Source organism: Rhizobium sp. GCM10022189 (assembly GCF_042656325.1).
GTDB lineage: Bacteria > Pseudomonadota > Alphaproteobacteria > Rhizobiales > Rhizobiaceae > Rhizobium.
Genome location: NZ_JBHSOR010000002.1, coordinates 231,606 through 258,094 on the forward strand (window position 1 = coordinate 231,606; position 26,489 = coordinate 258,094).

The window sequence follows — 26,489 nt, forward strand, 5'->3', positions numbered from 1 at the left end:
CACAATCAGACGTCGGCGGCAACCCGCATGGAGACGATCGAATCCGGATCGGAAACGGGCTCGCCCTTCTTGATCTTGTCGACGTTTTCCATGCCTTCGATGACCTGGCCCCAGACGGAATACTGCTTGTTCAGCCACGGAGCGTCGGTAAAGCAGATGAAGAACTGGGAATTGGCCGAGTTCGGGTTCTGCGAACGGGCCATCGAGCAGGTGCCGCGGACATGCGGCGTTGCCGAGAATTCAGCCTTCAGATCATCCTTGGAAGAGCCGCCCATGCCGGCGCGGCCCGGGTTGAAGTTCTCGCCGCCCTTCTTGCCGAACTCCACGTCGCCCGTCTGCGCCATGAAGTCGGCGATGACGCGGTGGAAGACGACGCCGTCATAGGCCTTCTCGCGGGAAAGCTCCTTGATGCGCTTGACATGTTCGGGGGCGACCTGCGGCAGAAGCTGAATGACAACCTTGCCCTTGGTGGTTTCCAGAATGATGGTGTTTTCCGGATCCTTGATCTCGGCCATTGTCGTTCTCCTTCTCGTCTTGAATTTAGTTCTTGCCCAGCGTGACCTTGATCATGCGGTCAGGATCGCTGACTTCGCCGTTCTGGCCTTCGCCCTTCTTGATCTTGTCGACGTTTTCCATGCCCGAGACAACCTTGCCGACGACCGTGTACTGGCCGTTCAGGAAAGAGCCGTCGGCGAACATGATGAAGAACTGCGAGTTGGCGGAGTTCGGATCCTGGGCGCGCGCCATGCCGACCGTGCCGCGCACGAAAGGCGTCTTGGAGAATTCCGCCGGAAGGTCCGGCAGGTCGGAGCCGCCGGTGCCGGCCAGGCTCGCGTCGAAGTTCTTTTCCATGTTGCCATACTTCACGTCGCCGGTCTGGGCCATGAAGCCGGGGATGACGCGGTGGAAGGCGACATTGTCATACTCGCCCTTCTTCACCAGCGCCTCGATCTGCGCAACATGCTTCGGCGCCACATCGGGAAGAAGCTGGATGACGACCGGGCCGCTCTTCAACTGGATGGTCATGTAGTGATCGGCAGCCTGCGCAAAGGCGTCGCCCGCGAAGGAGGCGAGATAGAGCACGCCGGCAAATGCAAGATAGAAGAGTTTCATGTGAGCTCCGTTGAGGCGAGGTCCGCCTAGGCTTTGCGCTTGGATTTCAGGGCTTGCAGGACGGCCGCCGGCACGAAGGCGCTGACATCGCCGCCCATGGCTGCGATCTGGCGCACCAATGTGGCGGTAATGGGCCGCGAGGCCGTGCCTGCCGGCAGAAAAATGGTCTGGATATCAGGGGCCATCTGCCGGTTCATGCCGGCCATCTGCATTTCGTAATCGAGATCGGTGCCGTCGCGCAGGCCGCGGATCAAGAGGCTTGCGCCATGTGCGCGAGCGGCGTCGACCACGAGATTGTCGAAGGAGACAACGTCGATATCCGCGCTCTTTTCCGGAAAGACCTCGGCCAGGGACGCGCGGATGAGCGCTGCCTTTTCCTCAAAGGAGAAGAGCGGGGTTTTGCCGGGGTGGATGCCGATTGCGACGATCACTTTCCCGGCGACGTTGAGCGCCTGGACCAGCACGTCAACGTGTCCGTTGGTGATCGGGTCGAAGGACCCCGGATAGAAAGCTGTCGTCATCTGGCCCGGCCGTTTGTTTCACGCCTTTTGTCATGGAAGCCGGTTTCCCGCAAGTGATTTAGCCGTGCCGGCCGATGCGGCTGAACGATGAATGAACGGCGCGTTCAAGACCTCTTCAGATGCGATCTGCTTTATTCGGATCGTCAACACAGATGCCGCCGGCCCCGGTGGCATTTCCCCCGGAAAGACCTTGATCATGCTGATCATCCTCATTGCAATTGCCGTTATTTTCTCGCTGGTTGCAGAACTTTTCTACGGCTATCTCGCAGATCGGCGTCAGCCTGGCTGGGTGCGTCCCGAGGTCAACGAACATGCGGCCATCATGCGCCAGCTCGGGCGCATGCGGTCTAATCGATTTGAATTCTGAACGGCAGATGAACGAGGTATTCAAGGTCGCTTCAGAACACGGTTGGTAAACACCCCGTCAACATCCGGCGGGAACCATTTAAAGACGGATGCGTTCATTTGATCGACACATATGAGATGCGAAAGCGCGGCAGGAAGGGAATGAAGATGCCTGGTAAGATCACCATGATTAACGTGCTTTGGATGGCAATGGTTACAGGCATGCTGACTGCCACAGTCGCTCTCTATGACAACCAGAAGATCGATACCTCCAAAGTATATGGTCCCTACGCTTCGGCTCGCTCCGTAAGCGTTCTCGGCCAGTACTGAGGGGCGTGAACGCAACCCTCGACAGAAAGGAACGCCACCATGTTCACGATCCTGACAGTTTTGACAGCACTCATCAGCATCATGTTCATCGTGTCCGTGACCTCAACGATTTCCGCGCTGCGCCGTGAAAGCGAGGACGTGAAATCGATGAACGAGAAGCACAGCGCTTTCTAAAGCCGCTCTCCCAGCGCAAAGCCTGAACGCAAGCCGGATGTTCTGCATCCGGCTTTTCTCATGCCGGCGACGGCCGCAGCGCCAGGCAGCCGCTCTTTCGCAGCGGCAGGACAAGCAGCGCGCCCCTGCCATAGAGCGCGCGCACATAGTCGCTGCGCTCGCTCGTGACGACGGCAAAGCCCCTGCCCCACCGCAGGATCGAAACGCCCTCCGGCAAGGCGCCGGGCTCGATGCTGGCGGCGGGAAAAACCACGGCGGCCGGCGCCTTACCGGTTGCGGCAAAGACGACGGCAAACAGCCCGAAGACTGCGGCGACGACCGCAATCGCAATGCCTGTCCTGCGCGCCAAGCGTCTGATCAAGGGGCCATCCGTCCGATGTTTCAGAAATCGAATATATGTTCGAGCCCGGGATCGGCAATCGGCCGGCCTTTGAGCAGAGGTGCAAGATCGGCCATCCTGACCGAAACGAGCAGACGGTCGCTGGCAAAACCTGTGCGAGACAGGCGCGCAATCGCCTCGCCGGGCAGATTGCCGGGCTCCGTCCCCCGCGGCACAGTCAGCGACACCATGATCTCGTCATTGCCGGCAATCTCGCGGATTGCGCCACCCGCCGTGGCGATCTCAGCGAGGATATGGGTGAAACGGTCGTAGCGCGGCGTCTCGATCAGTACGCCATCGGCACTTTCCGAAATGACCGATACGTCGGGTATAGCTGAAAGCGCGGCAGCCGGCAGGCCTGAAACGACCGATCGGATCGTCAGCTTCGCCTCGCCGGTTGCGGCAACGGCGCTGGCGATCACGCCGGCATAGGCAATCTTGGCGCGCCATTCGCCGCCGAGCGCCAGGCGGCGCTCCCAGCCGCGCAGCGGCTCTTCCACCGGCGCGGCCCAGAGCCTGTCGATCCAGGGCTGAAAGGGATATTTGTACCACGGGGTCTGGCGAAGGAAGGCGGCATAATCGATCGCCATATCGCGGGCGACAATATCCTGGGGCGTCTTTTCACTCCCGCGCCAGAGCGCGAAAACCCGTCCTATCGTTTCCTCATAGGCGGCCTTCAGGCCCATTTCGAGCGTGAAGCTGACACCGATCGTCGCGATCATCATGCGCGTCTCGCTGTCGGCGCCGCCATGCCGATCGGCAATCCGCGTCAGCGCACAATCGGCCGTCCAGAAATCCCGCACGCTGGAGAAATAGCCGAAGCCATGTTCGTCGCCCGTTTTCAGGATTTCGGCAAGGCCGTCATAGGCATAGACGATGTGCCACTCGGGATAGGTGAGGTAGGTATTGGCCTCCTGCCGGCGGAATTCGGCATCCGCTATCAGCGGCTTGTAGCCGTCGGGTTCGGGATCGGCATGGCAGAAGGTCTCGACATAGGCGACGGGGCTCAACAGCAGCAGGACCACGACCACGAGAGCCGCAAGCAGCCAGCCGACGGTCTTGACAAGGCGTCGCATCACGGAGCCTCCCGGCGGAAGATATAGCTGGAGGCAATCCCTGCGCCGCCCAGGAAGAGATGCGGAAGGTTGGCGAGGATCTTGAAGGTGAACGGAAGGTCCTGAACGCCGTAGTTGACGATGCCGAGATCGAGATAGCCCGACCCGGTTGCCAGCCCAAGCAGGCCATCGCTGAAATAGAGCAGACCGAAATAGAAAAGAAAGTTTCGGGAAGCGCGGGCAGACAGGAAGGCAGCGATGGCGGCCCAGGCGGCAGAGGCCAGATGCAGGCTGTCGTCATAGATATCGAGCGCGAAGATGCCGAACGCGCGTCCCTGCGCATCCGTCAATCCGGGAATATAGTTCAAAGCGGCCGCAAAGAGCAGAACCACAGTATAGAGCATGGCAATCAGCCGAAGCCTGGACATGATGATCCCCCTAGAGGCTTGCGAGATAGCGATCCCAGAAACGGTTGCGGAAGGTAAGGGCGGGATCCAGCCGGCGCTTGGTGGCGGCGAATTCGCCGGCGCGCGGATAGGCGCGGGTGAACTGATCCAGCCTGGCATGCGGCCGGTATGGCAGATAGTAGCTGCCGCCGATGGCCAGCACGCGCTCGATCAGGGCTTGCGTCATGCGCTGCATGTCGGCCTCGCCTCTTACCGTTTTTTCCTGGGAGAAGAGCATGACCGCGGCAATGCGAGGCTCCGTCGCATAGGCCAGCACGCTGTCGCGATCGGTATCGACATAGCGCAGCGTGATGTTGAGGAGCTCTTGGTAGGAAGCCGGAATGACCTCCTGGCAGGCATTGACGAAATCGGCGAAACGCGACGGCGCGACGAAATATTCGTGCAGGATATCGGTGCGGGACGGATCCCGGTCATCGAGCGTGACGACGGGCTCGTTCATCAGGCTGTTGCGCGTCGCCTGCGCTGCGATGGATGGATTGACGACGGCCTCCGTCCACCAGCGCAGATGCTTGGCCCTGTCCGAACCGAGCTGCGCGCGGAAGATGTCTCGCGAGACGTGGCTTATGAAACCGGAACCGGAAGCTGGAGGTATCCTGGTCTGGTCCGACGCAGCGCGATATGTAATCAGCAGTGCATCTTCGAAGAAGCGATCGAGCGAGATATCCATGCGGCCATAGGCCATGGCGATGGTGCCGTCGCTCGCCAGAACCTCGGCAAAACGGCGCCCGAGATCCTCGCCCGCCAGATGCTCGAAACTCGGCTCCAGCAACAGGTTCGGCACCATGTCGAGTTCGAGCTCGGTAATGATGCCGAAAAGACCGTAGCCACCCATGGCATGGTTGAAGAGTTCCGCATTTTCCGTGCGCGAGCAGGTCACGAGATTGCCGTCCGCCGTCATCAGCCTGATGGACCGCACCGTGCTGCCGCATCCGCTGAAGGGAACCGGCCAGCCATGGGCATTGACCGAGAATGTGCTGGCAACGCCGAAATCATTGTTGGACTGCATGACGGCGGGCGAGAAACCGATGGCATCGAGCTTGGAAATGACCGTCGACCAACGGGCTCCGGCGGCGACACGATAGGTCCTTGAGGTCGTATCCGCCTCCAGCCAGTCCTGATCGAGCGTGAGCGCCGTGCCGTTCTCGGCAAGGCTCTGGCCGCCCATCGAATGGCGCGCAGCGCTGGCGATGAAGGGTCTGTTTGCCTTGACGGCCTCGGCGAGCGCCGTGCGCAACCGGCCGGTCATGGCGTCCTGCGGCGGCTCCCTGACGGTCAGATGGACCGCCACCCGCGTCGGCGTCAGCTCTCCGGCATCGTTGAGAACGATCGCGCCGTCCTCCACGGGAATCTCCGCTGGAAAGGCCGGTCCCGGATCGCTTTGCGGCTGAAGCAGGAAACGCCCCGCCGCAACGCCGGCTGCGGCCGAAATGCCGGCCAGCACCCCTCGCCTTGTCCACCTGCCCATAACATTCCCCCTCCGGATGAATCGGCAAGTTCTTCATAGCGCAATAAAAAACCGGGCGGCAGGGGCCGCCCGGTTCGCAACGCGAATGTGGTAAAATTATTCGCCCGACGGGGTCTCGTCGGCTTCTCCCGCGGCAGGCGCCCCGCCTTCGGAAAGCACCGCTTCGTCACCATTGTCGGCCGTTTCTTCCTCTTCCGGCTCGCTGATGCGCTCGACGGAGACGACCTTTTCATCCTTGGCGGTCGAGAAGATCGTGACACCCTTGGTTGCGCGGCTGGCGATACGGATGCCGCCGACGGGAACGCGGATCAGCTGGCCGCCATCGGAAACGAGCATGATCTGGTCGCCATCGTCGATCGGGAAGGCGGCGACCAGTTCGCCGATTTCGCCGGTCTTCGACGTGTCGGTGGCGCGGATACCCTTGCCGCCACGGCCGGAGATGCGGAAATCATACGAAGACGACCGCTTGCCGAAGCCCTTTTCGGAAACCGTCAGCACGAACTGTTCGCGCGCCTTCAGCTCTTCGTAGCGGTCGTCGGAGAGCTGTCCCTCTTCGGTGACTTCCTCGCCGACCAGCGCAATATCCTCTTCGTCCACGCCGGTCGCCCGACGTTCGGCGGCGGAGCGCTTGAGGTAGGCGGCGCGTTCCCACGGCTCGGCATCGACATGGCCGACGATCGTCATTGAGATGATGCGGTCGCCTTCGCCGAGATTGATGCCGCGCACGCCGATCGAGTTGCGGCCGGCAAAGACGCGGACGTCATCGACCGGGAAGCGGATGCACTGGCCGAGCGCCGTCGTCAGCAGCACGTCGTCCTGATCGGTACAGGTCTCGACGGAGAGGATTTCGTCACCCTCCTCTTCCAGCTTCATGGCGATCTTGCCGTTGCGGTTCACCTGCACGAAGTCGCTGAGCTTGTTACGGCGCACAGTGCCGCGCGTCGTCGAGAACATGACGTCGAGGTTATCCCAGCTGTCCTCATCCTCGGGCAGCGGCAGGATGGTGGTGATGCGTTCGCCGGGTTCCAGCGGCAGCATGTTGATGAGCGCCTTGCCGCGTGACTGCGGCGTGCCGATCGGCAGGCGCCAGACCTTTTCCTTGTAGACGATACCGCGCGAGGAGAAGAACAGGACCGGCGTGTGGGTATTGACAACGAATAGCCGGCTAACAAAATCCTCATCGCGGGTCGTCATGCCCGAACGGCCCTTGCCGCCGCGGCGCTGCGCCCGGTAGGTCGTCAGCGGGACGCGCTTGATATAGCCGAGATGCGAGACGGTCACGACCATGTCTTCGCGGGCGATAAGGTCCTCGTCGTCCATTTCGAGACCGCCGTCGACGATCTCGGTGCGGCGCGGAGTGCCGAACTCGTCGCGGATGGCGGCAAGCTCGTCCTTGACGATCGTCTGGATGCGCACGCGCGACGACAGGATATCGAGGTAATCCTTGATTTCCTCGCCTATCTTATTGAGTTCATCGCCGATTTCGTCGCGGCCGAGAGCCGTCAGGCGGGCGAGGCGAAGCTCGAGGATGGCGCGAGCCTGCTCCTCCGAGAGATTATAGGTCAGGTCGTCGTTGATGCGGTGGCGCGGATCGTCGATGAGGCGGATCAGGCTCTCGACATCCTCCGCCGGCCAGCGGCGGGTCATCAGTTCTTCGCGGGCCGACTGCGGGTCCGGTGCCTGGCGGATGACGCGGATGACTTCGTCGATATTGGCAACCGCAATCGCGAGACCCACCAAGACGTGGGCACGTTCACGCGCCTTGCGGAGCAGGAATTTCGTTCTCCGGCTAACGACTTCCTCGCGGAACGAGACGAAGGCGCGCAGCATGTCGAGCAGCGTCAGCTGTTCCGGCTTGCCGCCGTTCAGCGCCACCATGTTGCAGCCGAAGGAGGTCTGCAGCGGCGTATAGCGGTAAAGCTGGTTCAGGATGACGTCGGCATTGGCGTCGCGCTTCAGCTCGACGACGACGCGGTAGCCCTGACGGTCGGATTCGTCGCGCAGGTCGGAGATGCCCTCGATGCGCTTTTCGCGCACCAGCTCGGCCATCTTCTCGATCATCGTCGCCTTGTTCACCTGATAGGGAATTTCGGTGATGATGATCTGCTCACGATCGCCGCGCATGGGCTCGATGGTGGCAACACCGCGCATGACGACGGAACCGCGGCCGGTTTCGTAGGCCGAGCGGATGCCGGCGCGGCCGAGGATCTTGGCGCCGGTCGGGAAGTCGGGACCCGGAATGATCTGCATCAGGTCCGGCAGTTCGATTGCCGGGTCGTTGATCAGCGCAATACAGCCGTCGATGACCTCGGAGAGATTGTGAGGCGGAATATTCGTCGCCATGCCGACGGCGATGCCGCCTGCCCCGTTGACGAGCAGGTTCGGGAACTTGGCGGGAACCACGACCGGCTCGGACAGCGTGCCGTCGTAGTTGTCGCGGAAATCGACCGTTTCCTTGTCGAGGTCGTCGAGCAGCGAATGCGCCGCCTTCTGCAGGCGGCATTCGGTGTAGCGTTCGGCCGCCGGCGGGTCGCCGTCGACGGAGCCGAAATTGCCCTGGCCGTCGATCAGCGGCAGGCGGAGCGACCAGTCCTGCGCCATGCGGGCGAGCGCGTCATAGATCGCGGCATTGCCGTGCGGATGGTATTTACCCATCACGTCCCCGGTAACGCGGGCGCATTTGACGTATTTCTTGTTCCAGTCGATGCCGAGCTCGGACATGCCATAGAGGATGCGCCGGTGCACGGGCTTCAAGCCGTCGCGCACGTCGGGAAGTGCGCGGGACACAATCACGCTCATCGCGTAATCGAGATAGGACCGCTGCATTTCCTCCATAATGGAGATCGGCTCGATGCCTGGCGGGAGCTTCCCGCCGCCGGGGGGTGTTTGCTCAGTCAAAACGGTTCACGTTCTCTTCTAGAATCACTCGAAGATTTATAGCGGAAAGCCTGTTCCCACGCCAATTTGGCCGGCAGTTTTGAACAGGCTTTTGCGGTCTAAAGAGGGCAAATCGCGGCATTTGCCCATGGTGAAAGACGAAAGGAGATCATGTATTTGCCAAATCGGAAGCCGCGCATCACAATCATCAAAAACAAGCGTGTATATGGGGTTTTGGAGAACCGATGGCAAGCGCCGACCAACTGATTAACGCATTCACGACGCTGCTCGTCACCATCGATCCGCCAGGACTTGCGCCGCTCTTTCTTGGCCTCACCGTGGGCATGAGCCGCCCGGAGCGCAAGCAGGTGGCGCTGCGCGGCGTGACGATCGCCTTCATCATCCTTGCGGTCTTTGCGCTGTTCGGTTCCAGCGTGCTCGGCGTGCTCGGCATTTCGATCGGCGCCTTTCGGCTGGCCGGCGGCCTGTTGCTGTTCTGGATCGCCTTCGAAATGGTGTTCGAGCGGCGGCAGGACCGCAAGGAAAAGACCACGGAAGTGGCGATCACCAAGGACCATATCGAAAATATCGCCGTTTTCCCGCTGGCGCTGCCGCTGATTGCCGGGCCGGGCGCGATTTCGGCGACGATCCTGCTCGGCGGCACCCTGCCCTCCACGGTCGAGCGCGCGCAATTGATCGGCGTCATCGCGGGCTGCCTGCTGATCACGCTGGTGGTGCTCTTCCTCGCCGACCGGCTGGACCGCTTCCTCGGCGTGACCGGCCGGGCGATCCTGACCCGCCTTCTCGGGGTGATCCTCGCCGCACTTGCAGCGCAATTCGTCGTCGATGGCGCAAAGTCCGCCCTCAACCTGATAAGCGCCACGCCGACATGAAAACGGCGCCAACAGGCGCCGTCGTCAATTCATTCTGACAGCTTCGATCAGAACGGAATGTCGTCGTCGAGATCGCGCGAGAAGTTGCCGCCACCGCCGCTGCCGGCGCCGCCACGATTGCCGCCGCCGCTGCGACCGCCGCCGGAAGACGGGCCGGAGCCGTAATCGTCTCCATAGCCGCCGCCACCGAAATCATCGCCGCCACGACCGCCGCCGAAGCCGGAGCTTGCGCCGCCGCCTTCGCCGCGACCGTCAAGCATGGTGAGCGTCGAATTGAAGCCCTGCAGCACGACTTCGGTCGAGTAACGGTCGTTGCCGTTCTGGTCCTGCCACTTGCGGGTCTGCAGCGCGCCTTCGATATAAAGCTTGGCGCCCTTCTTCACATATTGTTCGACAACCTTGCACAGGCCTTCGTTGAAGACGACGACCGTATGCCATTCGGTCTTTTCGCGGCGCTCGCCGGAATTGCGGTCGCGCCAGGTTTCCGAGGTCGCGATGCGAAGATTGGCGATCGGCCGGCCATCCTGGGTGCGGCGGATTTCGGGGTCGGCACCCACGTTTCCGATAAGAATTACCTTGTTCACACTGCCAGCCATACCATTCACCTTACTGCCGCCCTGACCGGCGGCGTTCAAAAATCATCGGCGCACCTTAAACCATAGAGGACATGCGATGCGCATCCAGGCCCTCTTAATCCACAAGGAATTTTGTTCTTTATTTGTTCTAATTATTCGCTATGATCCTGTCAACAGAATCGAAAACATTTGTTGTTCCGGACATTCAGCCTCGACTCGACCGTCGGCATCACTAAATAAGGGCTGTTATTCCCCAAACGACCTGAAGCAGAGACGATGAGCGAACTGAAGACGATCTCCATCCGCGGCGCGCGCGAGCATAATCTGAAAGGCATCGACCTCGATCTGCCGCGCAACAAGCTCATCGTCATGACCGGGCTTTCCGGCTCCGGCAAATCCTCGCTGGCCTTCGACACGATCTATGCCGAAGGCCAGCGCCGCTATGTCGAAAGCCTTTCGGCCTATGCCCGCCAGTTCCTGGAAATGATGCAGAAGCCCGATGTCGACCAGATCGACGGGCTCTCGCCGGCCATCTCGATCGAGCAGAAAACGACCTCGCGCAACCCGCGCTCGACGGTCGGCACCGTTACCGAAATCTACGACTACATGCGCCTGCTCTTTGCGCGCGTCGGCGTTCCCTATTCCCCGGCGACCGGCCTGCCGATCGAGAGCCAGACGGTCAGCCAGATGGTCGACCGGGTGCTCGCCTTCGACGAAGGCACGCGCCTCTACATTCTGGCGCCAATGATCCGCGGCCGTAAGGGCGAGTACAAGAAGGAACTGGCGGAGCTGATGAAAAAGGGCTTCCAGCGCGTCAAGGTGGATGGCCAGTTCTACGAGATCGCCGACGCGCCGACACTGGACAAAAAATACAAGCACGATATCGACGTGGTCATCGACCGTATCGTCGTGCGCCCCGACATGGCCTCGCGCCTGGCCGACAGTTTCGAGACGGCGCTGAAGCTCGCCGACGGGCTTGCCGTTGCCGAATTCGCCGACAAGCCGCTGCCGCCCGAGGAAACCGCGGCCGGCGGCTCTGCCAACAAGTCGCTCAACGAGACGCATGAGCGCGTGCTGTTTTCGGAAAAATTCGCCTGCCCGGTCTCCGGCTTCACCATTCCCGAAATCGAACCGCGCCTCTTTTCGTTCAACAATCCGTTCGGCGCCTGCCCGACCTGCGACGGCCTCGGCTCGCAGCAGAAGATCGATCCCGACCTGATCGTGCCGGAACCGGAGCGGACATTGCGCGATGGCGCGATTGCGCCCTGGGCAAAATCGACCTCGCCCTATTACAACCAGACGCTCGAAGCGCTCGGCAAACATTTCGGTTTCAAGCTCGGCAGCCGCTGGAACGACCTTCCGGAGAAGGCCAAGGACGTCATCCTGAACGGTACGGACGAGAAGATCGAATTCCACTATGCCGACGGCGCGCGCTCCTACACGACCTCGAAGAATTTCGAGGGTATCGTGCCCAATCTCGAACGGCGCTGGAAGGAAACGGATTCGGCCTGGGCGCGCGAGGATATCGAGCGCTTCATGTCGGCGGCCCCCTGCCCGGCCTGCGGCGGCTTCCGCCTGAAGCCGGAGGCGCTCGCGGTCAAGATCAACAAGCTGCATATCGGCGAGGTCACGCAGATGTCGATCCGCGTCGCCCGCGACTGGTTCGAGGCGCTGCCGGCGACGTTCAACGCCAAGCAGAACGAGATTGCGGTGCGCATTCTCAAGGAGATCCGCGACCGCCTGCGCTTCCTCAACGATGTCGGCCTTGAATATTTGAGCCTGTCGCGCAATTCCGGAACGCTTTCCGGTGGCGAGAGCCAGCGTATCCGCCTTGCCTCGCAGATCGGTTCCGGCCTGACCGGCGTTCTCTATGTGCTCGACGAACCGTCGATCGGCCTGCACCAGCGCGACAACGCGCGCCTGCTCGAGACGCTGAAACACCTGCGCGACATCGGCAATACGGTCATCGTCGTCGAGCATGACGAGGACGCGATCCTGACGGCCGACGATGTCGTCGATATCGGCCCTGCCGCCGGCGTGCACGGCGGCCAGGTGGTGGCGCATGGCACTCCGCAGGAAATCATGGCCAATCCGAAATCGCTGACCGGCAAATATCTGTCGGGCGAACTCGGCGTCGCCCTGCCCGACGAGCGGCGCAAGCCCAAGAAGGGTAAGGAGATCAAGGTCGTCGGCGCGCGCGGCAACAATCTGAAGAACGTGACGGCGGCGATCCCGCTCGGCGTGTTCACGGCTGTGACGGGCGTTTCCGGTGGCGGCAAGTCCACCTTTCTGATCGAAACGCTCTACAAGTCGGCGGCGCGCCGCGTCATGGGTGCCCGCGAAATTCCCGCCGATCACGATCGGATCGACGGTTTCGAGCATATCGACAAGGTGATCGACATCGACCAGTCGCCGATCGGCCGCACGCCGCGCTCGAACCCCGCCACCTATACCGGCGCCTTCACGCCGATCCGCGACTGGTTCGCCGGCCTGCCGGAGGCCAAGGCGCGCGGCTACCAGCCGGGCCGTTTCTCCTTCAACGTCAAGGGCGGCCGCTGCGAGGCCTGCCAGGGCGACGGCGTCATCAAGATCGAGATGCATTTCCTGCCCGACGTCTATGTCACCTGCGACGTCTGCCACGGCAAACGTTATAACCGCGAGACGCTCGACGTGACCTTCAAGGGCAAATCGATCTCCGACGTGCTCGACATGACAGTCGAGGAAGGCGTGGAATTCTTTGCGGCGGTTCCGGCCGTGCGCGACAAGCTGCAGTCGCTCTTCGATGTCGGCCTTGGCTATATCAAGGTCGGCCAGCAGGCCAATACGCTTTCGGGCGGCGAGGCGCAGCGCGTCAAGCTCGCCAAGGAACTGTCGAAGCGCTCGACGGGGCGCACGCTCTATATCCTTGACGAGCCGACCACCGGCCTGCATTTCCACGACGTCGCCAAGCTTCTGGAAATGCTGCACGAACTGGTCAACCAGGGAAATTCGGTCGTCGTCATCGAGCACAATCTCGAAGTCATCAAGACCGCCGACTGGATCCTCGACTTCGGCCCGGAGGGTGGCGATGGCGGCGGCGAGATCGTGGCGGTCGGCACGCCCGAGACGATCGTCAAGGAGAAGCGCTCCTATACCGGACAATTCCTGAAGGATCTGCTGGAGCGGCGGCCGGTCAAGAAGGTGGTTGCAGCGGCGGAATGACCATGCGGCTTGCCACGATAGCGGACCTGCCCGCCGTCGTGGCGCTGACGACGGCCGCCTATCAGCCCTATACCGATCTTTTCGGCACCCCGCCGATCCCGGTGACTGAAGATTACGGGCCGCGGATCGAGCGCGGTGAAGTATGGTTGCGCGAGACCGGGGGTGCCCTGGCGGGGCTCTCGGTCGTCGAGCGCCATGCAGACCATGTGATGCTCTTCAGTATCGCGGTATCGCCTCATTTCCAGGGTGCGGGACATGGCGCGGCCATGCTCGCATGGCTGGAGGACAGGGCACGGGACTGGGAAGTGCCTGAGGTCCGGCTCTATACCAATGCGCGAATGGAGCGGAACATCGCGCTTTATGGCGCCTTCGGTTTTCAGGAAACGGGTCGCCGGCCCAATCCCTATCGGCCAGGATGGACCATCGTCGACATGATGAAAAAGGTTGGCGCGGTCTGAGCGATCGCAAGCGAGGAGGAACAGATGAGCAAATCGGGCACGATCCGCGTGGGAATCGGCGGCTGGACATTCGAGCCGTGGCGCGGCCATTTCTTTCCTGCCAATCTCAAGCAGAAGGACGAGCTGAATTATGCCAGCCGCCAGCTCAAGGTCATCGAGGTCAACGGCACCTATTACAGCACGCAGAAACCCGCGGTCTTCGCCAAATGGGCGGCCGATGTGCCCGACGGCTTCATCTTTTCGCTGAAGGCGACGCGTTTTACGACGAACCGGCGCGTGCTGGCCGAAGCCGGGGAGTCGATGGAGAAATTCCTCTCCTCCGGGATCAGCGAACTCGGCGACCATCTCGGCCCCCTGCTCTGGCAGTTCGCGCCGACCAAGAAATTCGAGCCTGACGATTTCGAAGCCTTCCTCAAGCTCTTGCCGGACAAGCAGGACGGGCTGAAGCTGCGCCATGTCGTGGAAGTCAGGCACGATTCCTTCAAGGTGCCGGAATTCGTCGCCCTGCTCGAAAAATACGGCGTGGCACCTGTCTGCGCCGAGCATTTCGATTATCCGATGATCGCCGATGTGACCGCGGATTTCGTCTATACCCGGCTGCAGAAGGGATCGGACGATATTGCGACCTGCTATCCGGAACCGGAGCTGAAGGACTGGACCAAACGGCTTCAGGCCTGGTCCGAAGGCAAAGTGCCTGAGGACTTGCCGCTGATCGACAAGAACAGGAAGGTCAAGGCCGAGCCGCGTGACGTTTTTGCCTTCATGATCCACGAGGGCAAGGTCAATGCGCCGCACGGGGCGATTGCCCTGCAGAAGCGGGTCGACGGCTGATCGTTTCAGGCGTGCCGGGCAATCTTTCAGATTCGCTCGCCGCGCCTGGCTGCTGTTTTCGCGCGTTGCTGCCAAAAACTGCGGCACGCTGCTATGTGACATGCTTCAGAAGGGCAGCACCTGGGCTGCGAGGTCTTCGGCCGTCAGGCCCTTGCCGGCGCGATGGCCTGCCTCACCATGCAGCCAGACAGCGGCAGCGGCTGCCTCGAAGGCCGGCAGGCCCTGGGCGAGCAGGCCGCCGACAATACCCGCCAGCACATCGCCGGAGCCGGCAGTGGCGAGCCAGACCGGCGCGTTGGTGTTGATCAGCGCCCGCCCGTCCGGCGAGGCTATGACCGTATCCGCTCCCTTGTAGATGATCGCGGCGTTGGAGCGGCTGGCTGCGGCCAGTGCCTTGTCCACCTTGCCTGCCCCCTTGTCGGCTGCGATATCGGGAAAGAGGCGGGCAAACTCGCCGTCATGCGGCGTCAAAACGAGGCGCGGCTCTCCCTTAAACAGCGTGAACAGTGCCTGCGGGTCGTCCTTGAACGAGCTGATCCCGTCCGCGTCGAGAACGAGCCGGCGGTCGCGCAACAGGGATACGAATTTGCGGGCTCTCTTTCCAATCCCGAATCCGGGTCCGAGGATGAAAGTCTGAAGCCGTGCGTCTTCAAGCCAGTGCCCCAATGCCGCCGCATCATCGATGGCGTGCAGCATGACGGCGGTCAGATGGGCGCTGTTGGCTGCAAGGGCTTCCGTCGGTGCGGCTATCGTCACCAGCCCTGCCCCGGCTTTCAGGCCGGCCATCGCGGACATTCGGGCCGCCCCCGTCTTGCTCGCCTCGCCCGAAAACACGACGAGATGGCCGCGCTTGTATTTGTGGGTTTCCAGCTGTTCGGCCGGCATGGCGGAGCGCCAGACGACCGGCGTGTTCTCGGCCACGCGCCCATTCGTCTGTGCTCTGACGATGCGGCCCGGAATGCCGATATCGACGATTTCCAGGCGGCCGCAAAGCTCCCTGCCCGGCATCAGCAGATGGCCGGGCTTGCGGGTCATGAAGGTCACGGTATGGGCCGCGCGGAAGGCGGCCCCGAGCACCGCGCCGGTGCGCCCGTCAAGGCCGGATGGCAGGTCGATGGCGACGACGGCAACGCCCGCCTTCCCGACCTTGCCGATCAGATCGGCCACGTCAGAGGGAACATCGCGCGCAAGGCCGGCTCCGAAGAGGCCGTCAATGACGACGTCGCCCTGCCGCGGTGCGTAGCGGCCTATATCCTGTCCCGTCCGCCCGCAGGCCGCCTTTGCGCGGGCCGCATCCCCCTTGAGCCTGTTCGGATCGCCGAGATGGAAAATCTCCACCGGCGCGGCGCTCTCCCACAGAAGCCGGGCGGCGACATAACCGTCGCCGCCATTGTTGCCGGGGCCGCAAAATACGGCAAAACGCTGCGCACCCGGATAGAGACGCAATGCAGCGGCAGCGACCGCAGCCCCCGCTTTCTCCATCAGGCCGTAGGTATCGATACCGGATGCGGCAGCGGCCCTATCAGCCGCAGCCATTTCAGCAGGTGTCAGGAGAAGATCTGGAAGGCGTTCGCTCATCACACCATTCAATTCAAAAAGCGCCTAAAAAACAACCGCATGACCACAAAAACAAAAGCACACGCTTTAGGCATATGCATATTTTTTAATCGAATCGATGATGGCCTCCCGAAATTGACGTCGGGACGATTTTTTCGCTTTTCACGCCAGTTTTGCAAAAAATGCAGCCTTGCGAACCTCGTTTTTCATCAAAACGACATGCAAATGCAGGCAAACAGGGCCGCGCACGTAAAATTCCGCGATTTTTTGACCGAGACGGATTTCAAACTGGCACGATATCTGCATCATATCCCGCGAGCGGGAAAGTTCCTGCTGTAACGGGAGAAGCGGAGAGACATTTTCTCATGAAAAAGATCGAAGCGATCATTAAGCCTTTCAAGCTGGACGAGGTGAAGGAAGCCCTTCAGGAAGTCGGTCTGCAGGGTATCACTGTCACGGAAGCGAAGGGCTTCGGTCGCCAGAAGGGCCATACCGAACTCTACCGCGGCGCCGAATATGTCGTCGATTTCCTGCCGAAGGTGAAGGTTGAGGTCGTGCTCGCAGACGAAAACGCGGAAGCCGTGATTGACGCTATCCGCAAGGCCGCGCAGACGGGGCGCATCGGCGATGGAAAGATTTTCGTTTCCAACGTCGAGGAGGTTATCCGCATCCGCACCGGTGAAACCGGTATCGATGCCATCTGACCGGCTTTGCCGTCCGGCAGGGCCATCTATCCTCATCGCACATAACGTAAAGTCATCACAAAACAGAGGAAGCATCTTATGGCGAGTGCAAGCGAAATCCTGAAGCAGATCAAGGACAACGACGTCAAGTTCGTCGATCTGCGCTTCACCGATCCCAAGGGCAAGCTGCAGCACGTGACGATGGACGTAGCCTGCGTCGATGAAGACATGTTCGCCGATGGCGTGATGTTCGACGGCTCCTCGATCGGAGGCTGGAAGGCCATCAACGAGTCCGACATGGTGCTGATGCCCGACACCGAAACGGTGCATATGGACCCGTTCTTCGCTCAGTCGACCATGGTCATCGTCTGCGACATTCTCGACCCGGTTTCCGGCGAAGCCTATAACCGCGACCCGCGCGGCACCGCCAAGAAGGCCGAAGCCTACCTCAAGGCATCCGGCATCGGCGACACGATCTTCGTCGGCCCGGAAGCCGAATTCTTCGTCTTCGACGACGTCAAGTACAAGGCCGATCCGTACAATACCGGCTTCAAGCTCGATTCCACCGAACTGCCGTCGAACGACGATACCGACTACGAGACCGGCAACCTCGGCCACCGTCCGCGCGTCAAGGGCGGTTATTTCCCGGTTCCGCCTGTCGACAGCGCCCAGGACATGCGTTCGGAAATGCTGACGGTTCTCTCCGAAATGGGCGTCGTCGTCGAAAAGCACCACCACGAAGTGGCTGCCGCCCAGCACGAACTCGGCATCAAGTTCGACACGCTCGTGCGCAACGCCGACAAGATGCAGATCTACAAATACGTCGTCCATCAGGTCGCCAATGCCTATGGCAAGACGGCAACCTTCATGCCGAAGCCGATCTTCGGCGACAACGGCTCGGGCATGCACGTGCACCAGTCGATCTGGAAGGGCGGCAAGCCGACTTTTGCGGGCGACGAATATGCCGGCCTTTCGGAAACCTGCCTCTACTACATCGGCGGCATCATCAAGCATGCCAAGGCGATCAACGCCTTCACCAACCCGTCGACGAATTCCTACAAGCGTCTCGTCCCGGGTTATGAAGCACCGGTCCTGCTCGCCTATTCGGCCCGCAACCGCTCGGCCTCCTGCCGCATTCCGTTCGGCTCCAACCCGAAGGCAAAGCGCGTCGAGGTCCGCTTCCCGGACCCGACCGCCAACCCCTATCTCGCCTTCGCCGCCATGCTGATGGCCGGCCTCGACGGCATCAAGAACAAGATCCATCCCGGCAAGGCCATGGACAAGGACCTCTACGACCTGCCGCCGAAGGAACTGAAGAAGATCCCGACCGTCTGCGGCAGCCTGCGCGAAGCGCTGGAAAGCCTCGACAAGGACCGCAAGTTCCTGACGGCCGGCGGCGTCTTCGACGACGATCAGATCGATGCCTTCATCGAACTGAAAATGGCCGAAGTGATGCGCTTCGAAATGACACCGCATCCTGTCGAATACGACATGTACTACTCGGCATAAGACAAGACTTGAAAGCCCCGGTTCGCCGGGGCTTTTTTCGATCCGGAGGCCAGGAGGACCGATGGGCGCAGATGACAGTCATGTGACGAAATCCCGCAAAAATCTTGATTTGCGGGGGACCGATCACCAAATTGGGTGAGAAAGGAAGTCGTACCATGAAAGAAAGAGTTGCAAAGTTCAGTATAGGCGAAGTGGTCCGGCACAAGGTTTTTCCGTTTCGCGGCGTCATCTTCGACGTTGATCCGGAGTTCGCGAATACGGAAGAGTGGTGGAATTCCATTCCCGCGGAAGTCCGCCCCAGCAAGGACCAGCCGTTCTACCATCTGCTCGCCGAAAACGACGAAAGCGAATATGTCGCCTACGTTTCCGAGCAGAACCTGGTCAGCGACGAGAGCGACACGCCGCTTCGCAATCCGCAGGTCGAGCAGATCTTCGACCGCAGCCCGACGGGCCAGTTCAAACCCAAGATGAGCTTCGCCCACTAAGTCGGACCCATGACCTCCGTGACAAGGCCCCGCATGACGGGGCCTTTCTTTTGGGCAACAAAAAACCCGGCTCGTGACCGGGTTTTTCATGAATTCCTGAAGGCCCTGATTACTGGGCCTTTGCTGCCTTCTGGGCGTCTTCCAGCTTCTTGCGGGCTTCCTCAGCCTTCTTCTGCATGCTGTCCTGCAGGCTGCGCTGGCTTTCGGCGAGCTTCGATTCGGAAACCGGTTCGCCGTCATAAGCGCCGGTGAAGCCTTCGAGCGAAACCTTGATCGGGTTCGGAGCGCGGCGGAAGTTGATCGAGGTGAAGACCACGTCGCTGCCCTTCTTGAGGCTTGCGATCATGGCGTCCGTCAGCGGGATTTCAGCGGTGCACTTGTCGGGCAGGCAGACGGCGTAATCGAGCTTCTGGCCCTTGCCGCCATCGATCTGCATGCTGATGCCCGGAGGGATCAGGCGTGCGGCCGGAACCGAAACCTGAAGGATCTTGCGGTTGATCTTGCCGGAAACCGAAATCAGGCCAACGGCCGTAACGAGCTGGCCGCCATTGGCAAGAACCAGGTTCTGAACAACGCAGATGTCGTTGTCTTCCTGCTTGCTGCAGGTCTTGTACCAGCCGAGGCGCGGTGCGCCGACAGCCTGTGCGGGCGCGTCTGCCGACGCTGCCGGAGCCTGGGCGGCCGCGTCCTGTGCGAAGGACGAAACCGGAGCCGAAGCACCGAAGATCACTGCCATAACGGACAGTGCTGCCCGCATTTTCTTTTCAGACTTGAACATCATAACGAATTCCGTCTCCTGATATCCGTTGCGGGGCTACGTTCGGCCGCCCCAACCACCGGGTCGTTCGGCACTCCACCTCGTGGAAAATTAAGGCAAATGCATGACCCCAAAAACTTCGGGTCACGTGTTACATCGCACCGCTGAAGATATCCAGCATTTCTTTGGCAATTTCGCGGGCATTTTGGCACATAGGTAAAGAAAGCGGCGGCTGCGGTTGGAATCGAGCTGTCACATGCTACCCTTCCGGCGAATCGTGCCCATTGCCGCGCATCAAGGAATTTCAGCAATGCTCCGGATCGCCCTTTTCGCCGCTTTTGCGCTTGCCGCCAGTGCCGCCGCCGCAGAGCCCGTGCACGGTATCGCCATGCACGGCACACCGGCGCTGCCCGCCGACTACAAGAACTTCCCCTACGTCAATCCGGACGTGAAGAAGGGGGGAAAGATCACCTATGGCGTGGTCGGTACCTTCGACAACCTGAACCCCTTCATCATCAAGAGCAACCGCACGACCGCGCGCGGCATGTGGGATCCGCAGTTCGGCAACCTGGTCTACGAAGCACTTCTGCAGCGCTCCAGCGACGAGCCTTTCACGCTCTACGGGCTACTCGCCGAGACCGTGGAATGGGACGAGGACCGCACCTTCGTGCAGTTCAACCTCAATCCCAAGGCCAAATGGTCCGACGGGCAGCCCGTGACGCCCGAGGACGTGATGTTTTCCTTCGAACTGCTGCGCGACAAGGGCCGTCCGCCCTTCTCCAGGCGTCTCGACGTCGTTTCCAAGATGGAGAAGGTCGGCGAACACGGGGTGCGCTTCACTTTCAACGACAAGGCCGATCGCGAGACACCTCTGATCTTCGGCCTGTTTCCGGTGCTGCCGAAACATGCGATCGACCCGGAAACCTTCGACCGCACGACCCTGACGCCGCCGGTGGGATCCGGCCCCTACAAGGTCAAAAGCCTCAAGCCCGGCGAGAGCATCACCTATGAGCGCGATCCGAACTACTGGGGCAAGGATATTCCGGCCAAGGTGGGCATGGACAATTACGACCAGATCAGCGTGCAATATTTCCTGCAGGATACGACGCTCTTCGAATCCTTCAAGAAAGGCGATATCGACATTTATCTCGACGGCAATCCGGGGCACTGGGCGAGCGCCTACGACTTCCCGGCCGCGACGTCAGGGACTGTCGTGAAGGATGTCTTCCAGCCGAAACTGCCGAGCGGCATGCTGGGCTTCGTCTTCAATACGAGGCGGCCGATCTTTGCCGATATCAAGGTACGCGAGGGCCTGTCGCTGGTCTTCGATTTCGAATGGGCCAACAAGAATCTCTATTCGGGCGCCTACAAGCGCACGCAAAGCTTCTGGCAGAATTCCGACCTTTCGAGTTTCGGCGTACCGGCCGATGCGCGCGAACTGGAACTGCTCGGCCCGATCAAGGACAAGATCGACCCCGCCATTCTCGACGGCAGCTACAAGCTGCCGGAGACGGACGGCTCGGGACGCGACCGCAAGGTGCTGAAACAGGCCGTCGATCTTCTGAAACAGGCGGGATATACGATCCAGGGCGGAAAGATGGCGGATGCCAGCGGCAAGCAGCTCGCCTTCGAGATCATGACGCAGAACCCCGATCAGGAAAAACTCGCCGTCGCCTACCAGCGCTCGCTGCAGACGATCGGCGTTGCCGCCTCGATCCGCACCGTCGATGATTCGCAATATCAGAGCCGGACCAACAGTTTCGACTATGACATGATTATGAAGGCCTATACTTCGTCGCTGTCACCCGGCAACGAGCAGCTCGGCCGCTGGTCGTCCGCAGCCCGCACCCGCGAAGGCACCGACAGTTTCGCCGGCGCCAACGATCCGAATATCGACACGCTGATCGATCACCTGCTGCGGGCACGCTCGACCGAGGATTTTACGGCTTCGGTGCGCTCCTACGACCGGCTGCTGCTTTCCAACCACTATGTCTTGCCGCTGTATCACATCGATCAGCAATGGGTGGCGCGAAACAAGCGCATCGGGCGTCCCGACAAGATGCCGCTCTACGGCTACCAGCTGCAGACCTGGTGGGATGCGAGCGCGCAATAGTCACATCATCCGGCGCGCCGCTCTATTTCCTTTCTCTTGCCGCGACCTTCCTCTAAAGATCGTCCGGAACATTGCTCCGATCTCGGCCCTGCGCCATCGGAGGTTAAAGAACAAGGAAATCGGAATGGAACGCATCACCATCGACGTCGTCTCCGATGTCGTCTGCCCCTGGTGCTATCTCGGCAAGGCGCGGCTGGAGCTGGCTATCGCCGAGGTGCAGGATGAAATCGGCGTCGATATCAATTGGCGCCCCTATCGCCTCAACCCCGACTATCCGCCCGAAGGCGTCGACCAGAAGAAGATGCTGGAAGAGAAGCTTGGCGGCGCAGAACGTGTGGCGCAGGCGCACAAGATGCTCACGGAATACGGCCGCGAGGTGGGCATCAACTTCGATTTCGAAGCCATCAAGATCGGCCCGAACACACTCGACGCGCATCGGCTGATCCATTGGGCCGTCGTCGAGGACCGGCAGAAGCAGGAAGCGGTCGTGTCGGCGCTGTTCAAGGCCAATTTCGAAGAAGGCCGCAATGTCGGCGATCACGAAGTGCTGCTCGATATCGCCGAGAAAGCCGGCCTGCAGCGCCCGGTCATCGCCGCCCTGCTTGCTTCGGATGCCGACCGCAGCGTCATTCTCTCGGAAATCGATGCGGCACAGCGCATGGGCGTCAACGGCGTGCCCTTCTTCATCTTCGACCAGCAATATGCCGTCAGCGGCGCGCAGACGCCGGATGTGCTGGCGGGCGCGCTCCGCGAGATCGCCAAGGCGAAAGCCGAAGCGCGCGCCGGGTTGAACTGACCCGCGCCAGCATCGTCAAATTGGGAAGACAGTGGGGCAGTCCGGTTTAGCCGGGCTGCCCTCAGCTTTTGGCCAGTTCCGCAAGTTGCGTCATGATGACAGCGGCGCCTTGCAGGCGCTTTTCCGGGGTCGGCAGGTCGCGGGTCAGGAACAGGCTGTGGTCGGGGCGGATCTTCGCCATCGTGCCCTGCTTGCCGATATAGCCGACGAGATTGGCCGGGTTCGGGAATTCCTTGTTGCGGAACTGCACGACGACGCCTTTCGGGCCGGCATCGAGCTTTTCGACATTGGCCGTGCGGCAGAGCGACTTGATATAGACGATCTTCAGCAGATGCTGGACTTCCGCCGGCATCGGCCCGAAGCGGTCGATCATCTCGGCGCCGAAGCCGTCGATCTCCTTGAGATCGGTCAGTTCGCCCAAACGACGATAGAGCGCCATGCGCAGATGCAGATCCGGCACGTAATTGTCGGGGATCATGACCGGCGTGCCGACGGAAATCTGCGGCGACCAGCCGGTATCGGCAATCTCGTCGATACCCTTCACTTCGGCGACGGCCTCTTCCAGCATCTGCTGGTAAAGCTCGAAGCCGACTTCCTTGATATGGCCGGACTGTTCCTCGCCGAGCAGGTTGCCGGCGCCGCGGATATCGAGGTCGTGGCTTGCGAGCTGGAAGCCGGCGCCGAGCGTATCGAGCGACTGCAGCACCTTGAGGCGGCGTTCGGCGGTTGCCGTCAGCACCTTGTTGACCGGCAGCGTGAAGAGCGCGAAGGCGCGCACCTTCGAACGGCCGACGCGGCCGCGCAGCTGGTAGAGCTGGGCAAGGCCGAACATATCGGCGCGGTGGACGATCAGCGTGTTGGCTGTGGGAACATCGAGGCCGGATTCGACGATGGTGGTCGAGAGCAGCACATCATAGCGGCCTTCGTAGAAGGCGTTCATGATGTCCTCCAATTCGCCGGCCGGCATCTGGCCGTGGGCGACGGCGACCTTCAGCTCCGGCACGTCGGACTGGAGGAAGGCGTGCACATCCGCCAGATCGGCAAGGCGCGGGCAGACATAGAAGCTCTGGCCGCCGCGATAGTGCTCGCGCATCAGCGTTTCGCGGATGACGAGGCTGTCGAAGGGCGAAATGAAGGTGCGCACCGCCATGCGATCGACGGGCGGCGTGGTGATGAGCGAGAGCTCGCGCACCCCGGTCATGGCAAGCTGCAGCGTGCGCGGGATCGGCGTTGCCGACAGCGTCAGGACGTGGACGTCGCTCTTCAGCTCCTTCAGGCGCTCCTTGTGCTTGACCCCGAAATGCTGCTCTTCGTCGATAATCAGCAGGCCGAGATTGGCGAACTTGATGCCGGCGCCGAGCAGCGCATGGGTGCCGACGACGATATCCGTCTTGCCCTCGGCCACTTCCTTTTTCGTCAGCGCCAGTTCCTTGGAGCCGACGAGGCGCGAGGCCTGCTGGACGCGGACCGGCAGACCGCGGAAACGCTCGGAGAATGTCTTGAAATGCTGGCGGGAGAGCAGCGTGGTCGGTACGACGACGGCAACCTGCACGCCGTTCATGGCCGCAACGAAGGCGGCGCGCAGGGCCACTTCGGTCTTGCCGAAGCCGACGTCGCCGCAGACGAGGCGGTCCATCGGGCGGCCGGCGCCGAGATCGCTTCGCACGGCTTCGATCGCGTTGTCCTGATCCTCCGTTTCGTCATAGGGGAAACGGGCGGCGAACTCGTCATAGAGCCCTTCCGGCGTCGTCAGCACCGGCGCGTGGCGCGTCAGGCGTTCGGCGGCGATGCGGATCAGCGCATCGGCCATATCCAGCAGGCGGCGCTTGAGCTTGGCCTTGCGCATCTGCCATGCGCCGCCGCCAAGCTTGTCGAGCGGGACATCGGTGCTTTCGCCACCGAAACGCGAGAGCAGATCGATGTTTTCGACCGGCAGGAAGAGTTTGGCATCGTCGGCATATTGCAGTTCGAGGCAGGCATGCGGGGCGCCTGCCGCCTCGATCGTGCGCAGCCCGACGAAACGGCCGATACCGTGTTCGGCGTGGACGACGATCGATCCTTCGTCGAGGCCGGCGACTTCGGAAATGAAATCGGCGGCGCGCTTGCGGCGGCGGGAACGGCGCACCATGCGGTCGCCGAGAATATCCTGCTCGCCGATGACGACGAGATCGCCGCTCTCGAAGCCGGATTCGAGGCTGAGCACGGCAGCCGCCGCCTCACCTTTCGCGAGGCCCGACACATCCTTCAGCGCCGCGATCGGCTTGACCCGTTCGAGGCCGTGTTCGTTCAAAACCTGCAGCAGGCGCTCCAGAGACCCTTCGGTCCAGGCGGTGATGACGACCTTCGCGCCGCCGGCGCGTTTATCGGCAATGTGCCTGACGACCACATCGAAGATGTTGACACGCTCGGCATCCCCGCCGCCTTCGGCATTGGAGCGCGCCCAGCGCTGGCCCTGGCGCGCATCGAGATTGACGACGCGGCGCGCCTCCCCCTCGTGCTCGTTGAAGGGCGAGACCCTGATCGCGTTGATCGCATCGAGCGTGCGCGCAAAGGTCTTGCTGTCGAGATAGAGCTGGCCGGGCGTCACCGGCTTATAGGGCGTGCCCTGCGCCATCTGGCCCTTGCCCTGCTGGCCGGAATTCAGGCGCGCATCGTAATAGTCATAGACGAGCTTGGAGCGTTCTTCGGCCGCTTCACGCACCGTATGGTCGGTGACGATGCGGAAGCCGGAGAGGTAATCGAACACCGTATCCAGCTTCTCGTAGAAGAGCGGCAGCCAATGTTCCATGCCGGGGTAGCGGCGACCTTCCGATACGGCGAGATAGAGCGCGTCATCGCGCGTGGCGGCACCGAAGGTGGAGAGGTAATTCTTGCGGAAGCGGCTGATCGTATCCGGGGTCAGTGTCACCTCGCTCATGGGATTGAGATCGAGGGAGCGCACCTGCCCCGTCGTGCGCTGGCTGGCGGGATCGAAGCTGCGGATCGATTCCAGCGTATCGCCGAAGAAATCGAGGCGAACCGGCTCTTCCGAACCGGGCACGAAGACATCGAGGATGCCGCCGCGTACGGCATATTCGCCGACTTCGCGCACGGTCGCCACCCGCTCGAAACCGTTGCGCTCCAGCCGGCCGGCAATATCGTCCATGCGCACCTGATTGCCGGGGCGCGCCGAGAAAGCCAGGCTTTCGATGATGTCCTGCGGGGCCACCTTCTGCAGCATGGCGTTGACCGTGACCAGCACGATGGCCGCATGCGGTTTCTTATGGTGCGCGATCAGGCCGGAGAGGGCCGCGAGGCGGCGCGCCGAGGTATCGGCGCTCGGCGAGACGCGGTCGTAGGGTAGACAGTCCCAGGCCGGCAGCGTCAGAACCGGAATATCGGGCGCCACGAAACCCAGCATCTGCTCCAGATCGGCCATGCGATGGCCGTCCGACAGAACATAGGCGACCGGCTCGCCGTTGCGGGCGAGTTCGGCGAGCAATAGCGGCTCCATGCCGGCCGGCACGTTGCCGATCGTCAGCGGCTCGGCGGCGGCTGCGAGTTTCTTGGCGTCAAAACCAGGGATCATTCCGGTATCCGGGGCGTCTCGAAATCGGGCTTGTAAGCGGCGATGCGGGCAAACATGGGGGTCTGCAAATGCTCGGGCGTCGGCCAGGTTCCCATGATCCAGCGCACGAGATCGTTATCCTCTTCGGCCATGATCGTCTCGAACTCGTCGAGCTCGGCTTCGCTCATGGTGGGAAGTTCGTTTTCGGCGAACTGACCGAAGACAAGGTCCATCTCTCTGATGCCGCGATGCCAGCAGCGGAAAAGAATCCGGCGTCGGCGCGGGTCGAGACCGGCGCTCGTGAGCGTTACTCCTGTCATGGCATCACCTTCCTTGTTGATGCGCCTCTATAGACCCT

24 protein-coding genes are annotated in these 26,489 nt (G+C 61.6%); 11 read left to right on the forward strand and 13 right to left on the reverse strand.

What is annotated here, in order from left to right:
• Window positions 1-5: 5 nt before the first annotated feature.
• From ACFPWW_RS01335 to coaD, 3 genes are read right to left on the reverse strand one after another with little or no spacing between them, the layout of a single operon-like run.
• A complete protein-coding gene (locus tag ACFPWW_RS01335; protein ID WP_112754460.1) occupies window positions 6-515 on the reverse strand; it encodes a peptidylprolyl isomerase in 510 nt (169 codons plus the stop codon).
• Window positions 516-540: 25 nt separating this feature from the next.
• A complete protein-coding gene (locus ACFPWW_RS01340) occupies window positions 541-1,113 on the reverse strand; it encodes a peptidylprolyl isomerase (RefSeq protein ID WP_112567883.1) in 573 nt (190 codons plus the stop codon).
• A gap of 26 nt (window positions 1,114-1,139) precedes the next feature.
• Window positions 1,140-1,634 carry a pantetheine-phosphate adenylyltransferase gene (gene coaD, locus ACFPWW_RS01345; protein ID WP_377309990.1) on the reverse strand — a complete coding sequence of 165 codons (495 nt, stop codon included), beginning with the start codon at window positions 1,632-1,634 and terminating at the stop codon, window positions 1,140-1,142.
• A 91-nt stretch (window positions 1,635-1,725) separates the two neighbouring features.
• Here coaD and ACFPWW_RS01350 point away from each other — a divergent pair, with 91 nt between their 5' ends.
• Window positions 1,726-2,001, forward strand: a complete 276-nt coding sequence (locus tag ACFPWW_RS01350; RefSeq protein WP_113414507.1) for a hypothetical protein — start codon at window positions 1,726-1,728, stop codon at window positions 1,999-2,001.
• 347 nt (window positions 2,002-2,348) lie between these two features.
• The gene (locus ACFPWW_RS01355; protein ID WP_377309991.1) at window positions 2,349-2,483 is read left to right on the forward strand and encodes a hypothetical protein; all 135 of its coding nucleotides are present in this window, start codon (window positions 2,349-2,351) and stop codon (window positions 2,481-2,483) included.
• A gap of 58 nt (window positions 2,484-2,541) precedes the next feature.
• Here ACFPWW_RS01355 and ACFPWW_RS01360 read toward each other — a convergent pair whose 3' ends face one another.
• The 5 genes from ACFPWW_RS01360 to gyrA form a co-directional block, all read right to left on the reverse strand.
• Window positions 2,542-2,844: a hypothetical protein gene (locus ACFPWW_RS01360; protein ID WP_377309992.1), complete on the reverse strand. Its 303-nt coding sequence runs from the start codon at window positions 2,842-2,844 to the stop codon at window positions 2,542-2,544.
• A gap of 20 nt (window positions 2,845-2,864) precedes the next feature.
• Window positions 2,865-3,938: a hypothetical protein gene (locus ACFPWW_RS01365; protein WP_377309993.1), complete on the reverse strand. Its 1,074-nt coding sequence runs from the start codon at window positions 3,936-3,938 to the stop codon at window positions 2,865-2,867.
• Window positions 3,938-4,345 carry a hypothetical protein gene (locus ACFPWW_RS01370; protein ID WP_112754456.1) on the reverse strand — a complete coding sequence of 136 codons (408 nt, stop codon included), beginning with the start codon at window positions 4,343-4,345 and terminating at the stop codon, window positions 3,938-3,940. The genes ACFPWW_RS01365 and ACFPWW_RS01370 overlap by 1 nt, the downstream gene beginning before the upstream one ends.
• A gap of 10 nt (window positions 4,346-4,355) precedes the next feature.
• Entirely contained in the window at window positions 4,356-5,849 is a 1,494-nt protein-coding gene (locus ACFPWW_RS01375; protein ID WP_113498854.1) for an FAD-binding protein, read from the reverse strand.
• Between the two features lie 96 nt (window positions 5,850-5,945).
• Window positions 5,946-8,747 (reverse strand): DNA gyrase subunit A, encoded by a 2,802-nt coding sequence (gene gyrA, locus ACFPWW_RS01380; RefSeq protein ID WP_112706170.1) that lies wholly within the window; start codon window positions 8,745-8,747, stop codon window positions 5,946-5,948.
• A 224-nt stretch (window positions 8,748-8,971) separates the two neighbouring features.
• On the opposite strand from gyrA, the gene ACFPWW_RS01385 reads away from it, so the two are divergent.
• Window positions 8,972-9,619: a MarC family protein gene (locus tag ACFPWW_RS01385; RefSeq protein WP_112567899.1), complete on the forward strand. Its 648-nt coding sequence runs from the start codon at window positions 8,972-8,974 to the stop codon at window positions 9,617-9,619.
• A 47-nt stretch (window positions 9,620-9,666) separates the two neighbouring features.
• Here ACFPWW_RS01385 and ACFPWW_RS01390 read toward each other — a convergent pair whose 3' ends face one another.
• The gene (locus ACFPWW_RS01390) at window positions 9,667-10,215 is read right to left on the reverse strand and encodes a single-stranded DNA-binding protein (protein ID WP_112567901.1); all 549 of its coding nucleotides are present in this window, start codon (window positions 10,213-10,215) and stop codon (window positions 9,667-9,669) included.
• A 255-nt stretch (window positions 10,216-10,470) separates the two neighbouring features.
• Between ACFPWW_RS01390 and uvrA the strand changes: the two genes are divergently transcribed.
• From uvrA to ACFPWW_RS01405, 3 genes are read left to right on the forward strand one after another with little or no spacing between them, the layout of a single operon-like run.
• Entirely contained in the window at window positions 10,471-13,395 is a 2,925-nt protein-coding gene (gene uvrA / locus ACFPWW_RS01395; RefSeq protein WP_112706168.1) for an excinuclease ABC subunit UvrA, read from the forward strand.
• On the forward strand, window positions 13,392-13,853 hold the full coding sequence (locus ACFPWW_RS01400; RefSeq protein WP_112567905.1) for a GNAT family N-acetyltransferase: 462 nt from the start codon (window positions 13,392-13,394) through the stop codon (window positions 13,851-13,853). Before uvrA ends, ACFPWW_RS01400 begins: the two co-directional genes overlap by 4 nt.
• A 24-nt stretch (window positions 13,854-13,877) precedes the next feature.
• Entirely contained in the window at window positions 13,878-14,684 is an 807-nt protein-coding gene (locus ACFPWW_RS01405) for a DUF72 domain-containing protein (protein WP_377310000.1), read from the forward strand.
• 105 nt (window positions 14,685-14,789) lie between these two features.
• Here ACFPWW_RS01405 and ACFPWW_RS01410 read toward each other — a convergent pair whose 3' ends face one another.
• Window positions 14,790-16,262, reverse strand: a complete 1,473-nt coding sequence (locus ACFPWW_RS01410; RefSeq protein WP_377310002.1) for an NAD(P)H-hydrate dehydratase — start codon at window positions 16,260-16,262, stop codon at window positions 14,790-14,792.
• Window positions 16,263-16,606: 344 nt separating this feature from the next.
• On the opposite strand from ACFPWW_RS01410, the gene ACFPWW_RS01415 reads away from it, so the two are divergent.
• The 3 genes from ACFPWW_RS01415 to hspQ all read left to right on the forward strand — a co-directional run bounded on the left by ACFPWW_RS01415 (window position 16,607) and on the right by hspQ (window position 18,918).
• Complete coding sequence (locus tag ACFPWW_RS01415; RefSeq protein WP_003539626.1) at window positions 16,607-16,945, forward strand: P-II family nitrogen regulator; 339 nt, start codon at window positions 16,607-16,609, stop codon at window positions 16,943-16,945.
• A gap of 78 nt (window positions 16,946-17,023) precedes the next feature.
• Window positions 17,024-18,433 carry a type I glutamate--ammonia ligase gene (gene glnA, locus ACFPWW_RS01420; RefSeq protein WP_112567911.1) on the forward strand — a complete coding sequence of 470 codons (1,410 nt, stop codon included), beginning with the start codon at window positions 17,024-17,026 and terminating at the stop codon, window positions 18,431-18,433.
• A gap of 155 nt (window positions 18,434-18,588) precedes the next feature.
• Window positions 18,589-18,918, forward strand: coding sequence for a heat shock protein HspQ (gene hspQ / locus ACFPWW_RS01425; RefSeq protein WP_112567913.1), 330 nt, complete (start codon window positions 18,589-18,591; stop codon window positions 18,916-18,918).
• 109 nt (window positions 18,919-19,027) lie between these two features.
• Here hspQ and ACFPWW_RS01430 read toward each other — a convergent pair whose 3' ends face one another.
• Window positions 19,028-19,699 (reverse strand): invasion associated locus B family protein, encoded by a 672-nt coding sequence (locus tag ACFPWW_RS01430; RefSeq protein ID WP_112567915.1) that lies wholly within the window; start codon window positions 19,697-19,699, stop codon window positions 19,028-19,030.
• Window positions 19,700-19,985: 286 nt separating this feature from the next.
• On the opposite strand from ACFPWW_RS01430, the gene ACFPWW_RS01435 reads away from it, so the two are divergent.
• A complete protein-coding gene (locus ACFPWW_RS01435) occupies window positions 19,986-21,788 on the forward strand; it encodes an extracellular solute-binding protein (protein ID WP_377310009.1) in 1,803 nt (600 codons plus the stop codon).
• Window positions 21,789-21,912: 124 nt separating this feature from the next.
• Window positions 21,913-22,584, forward strand: a complete 672-nt coding sequence (locus ACFPWW_RS01440; protein ID WP_377310010.1) for a DsbA family oxidoreductase — start codon at window positions 21,913-21,915, stop codon at window positions 22,582-22,584.
• 61 nt (window positions 22,585-22,645) lie between these two features.
• Here the strand turns inward: ACFPWW_RS01440 and mfd are convergent, their stop codons facing one another.
• Window positions 22,646-26,152, reverse strand: coding sequence for a transcription-repair coupling factor (mfd, locus tag ACFPWW_RS01445; protein ID WP_377310012.1), 3,507 nt, complete (start codon window positions 26,150-26,152; stop codon window positions 22,646-22,648).
• Window positions 26,149-26,451, reverse strand: coding sequence for a succinate dehydrogenase assembly factor 2 (locus ACFPWW_RS01450; protein ID WP_112567923.1), 303 nt, complete (start codon window positions 26,449-26,451; stop codon window positions 26,149-26,151). Before ACFPWW_RS01450 ends, mfd begins: the two co-directional genes overlap by 4 nt.
• Between the last annotated feature and the right edge of the window lie 38 nt (window positions 26,452-26,489).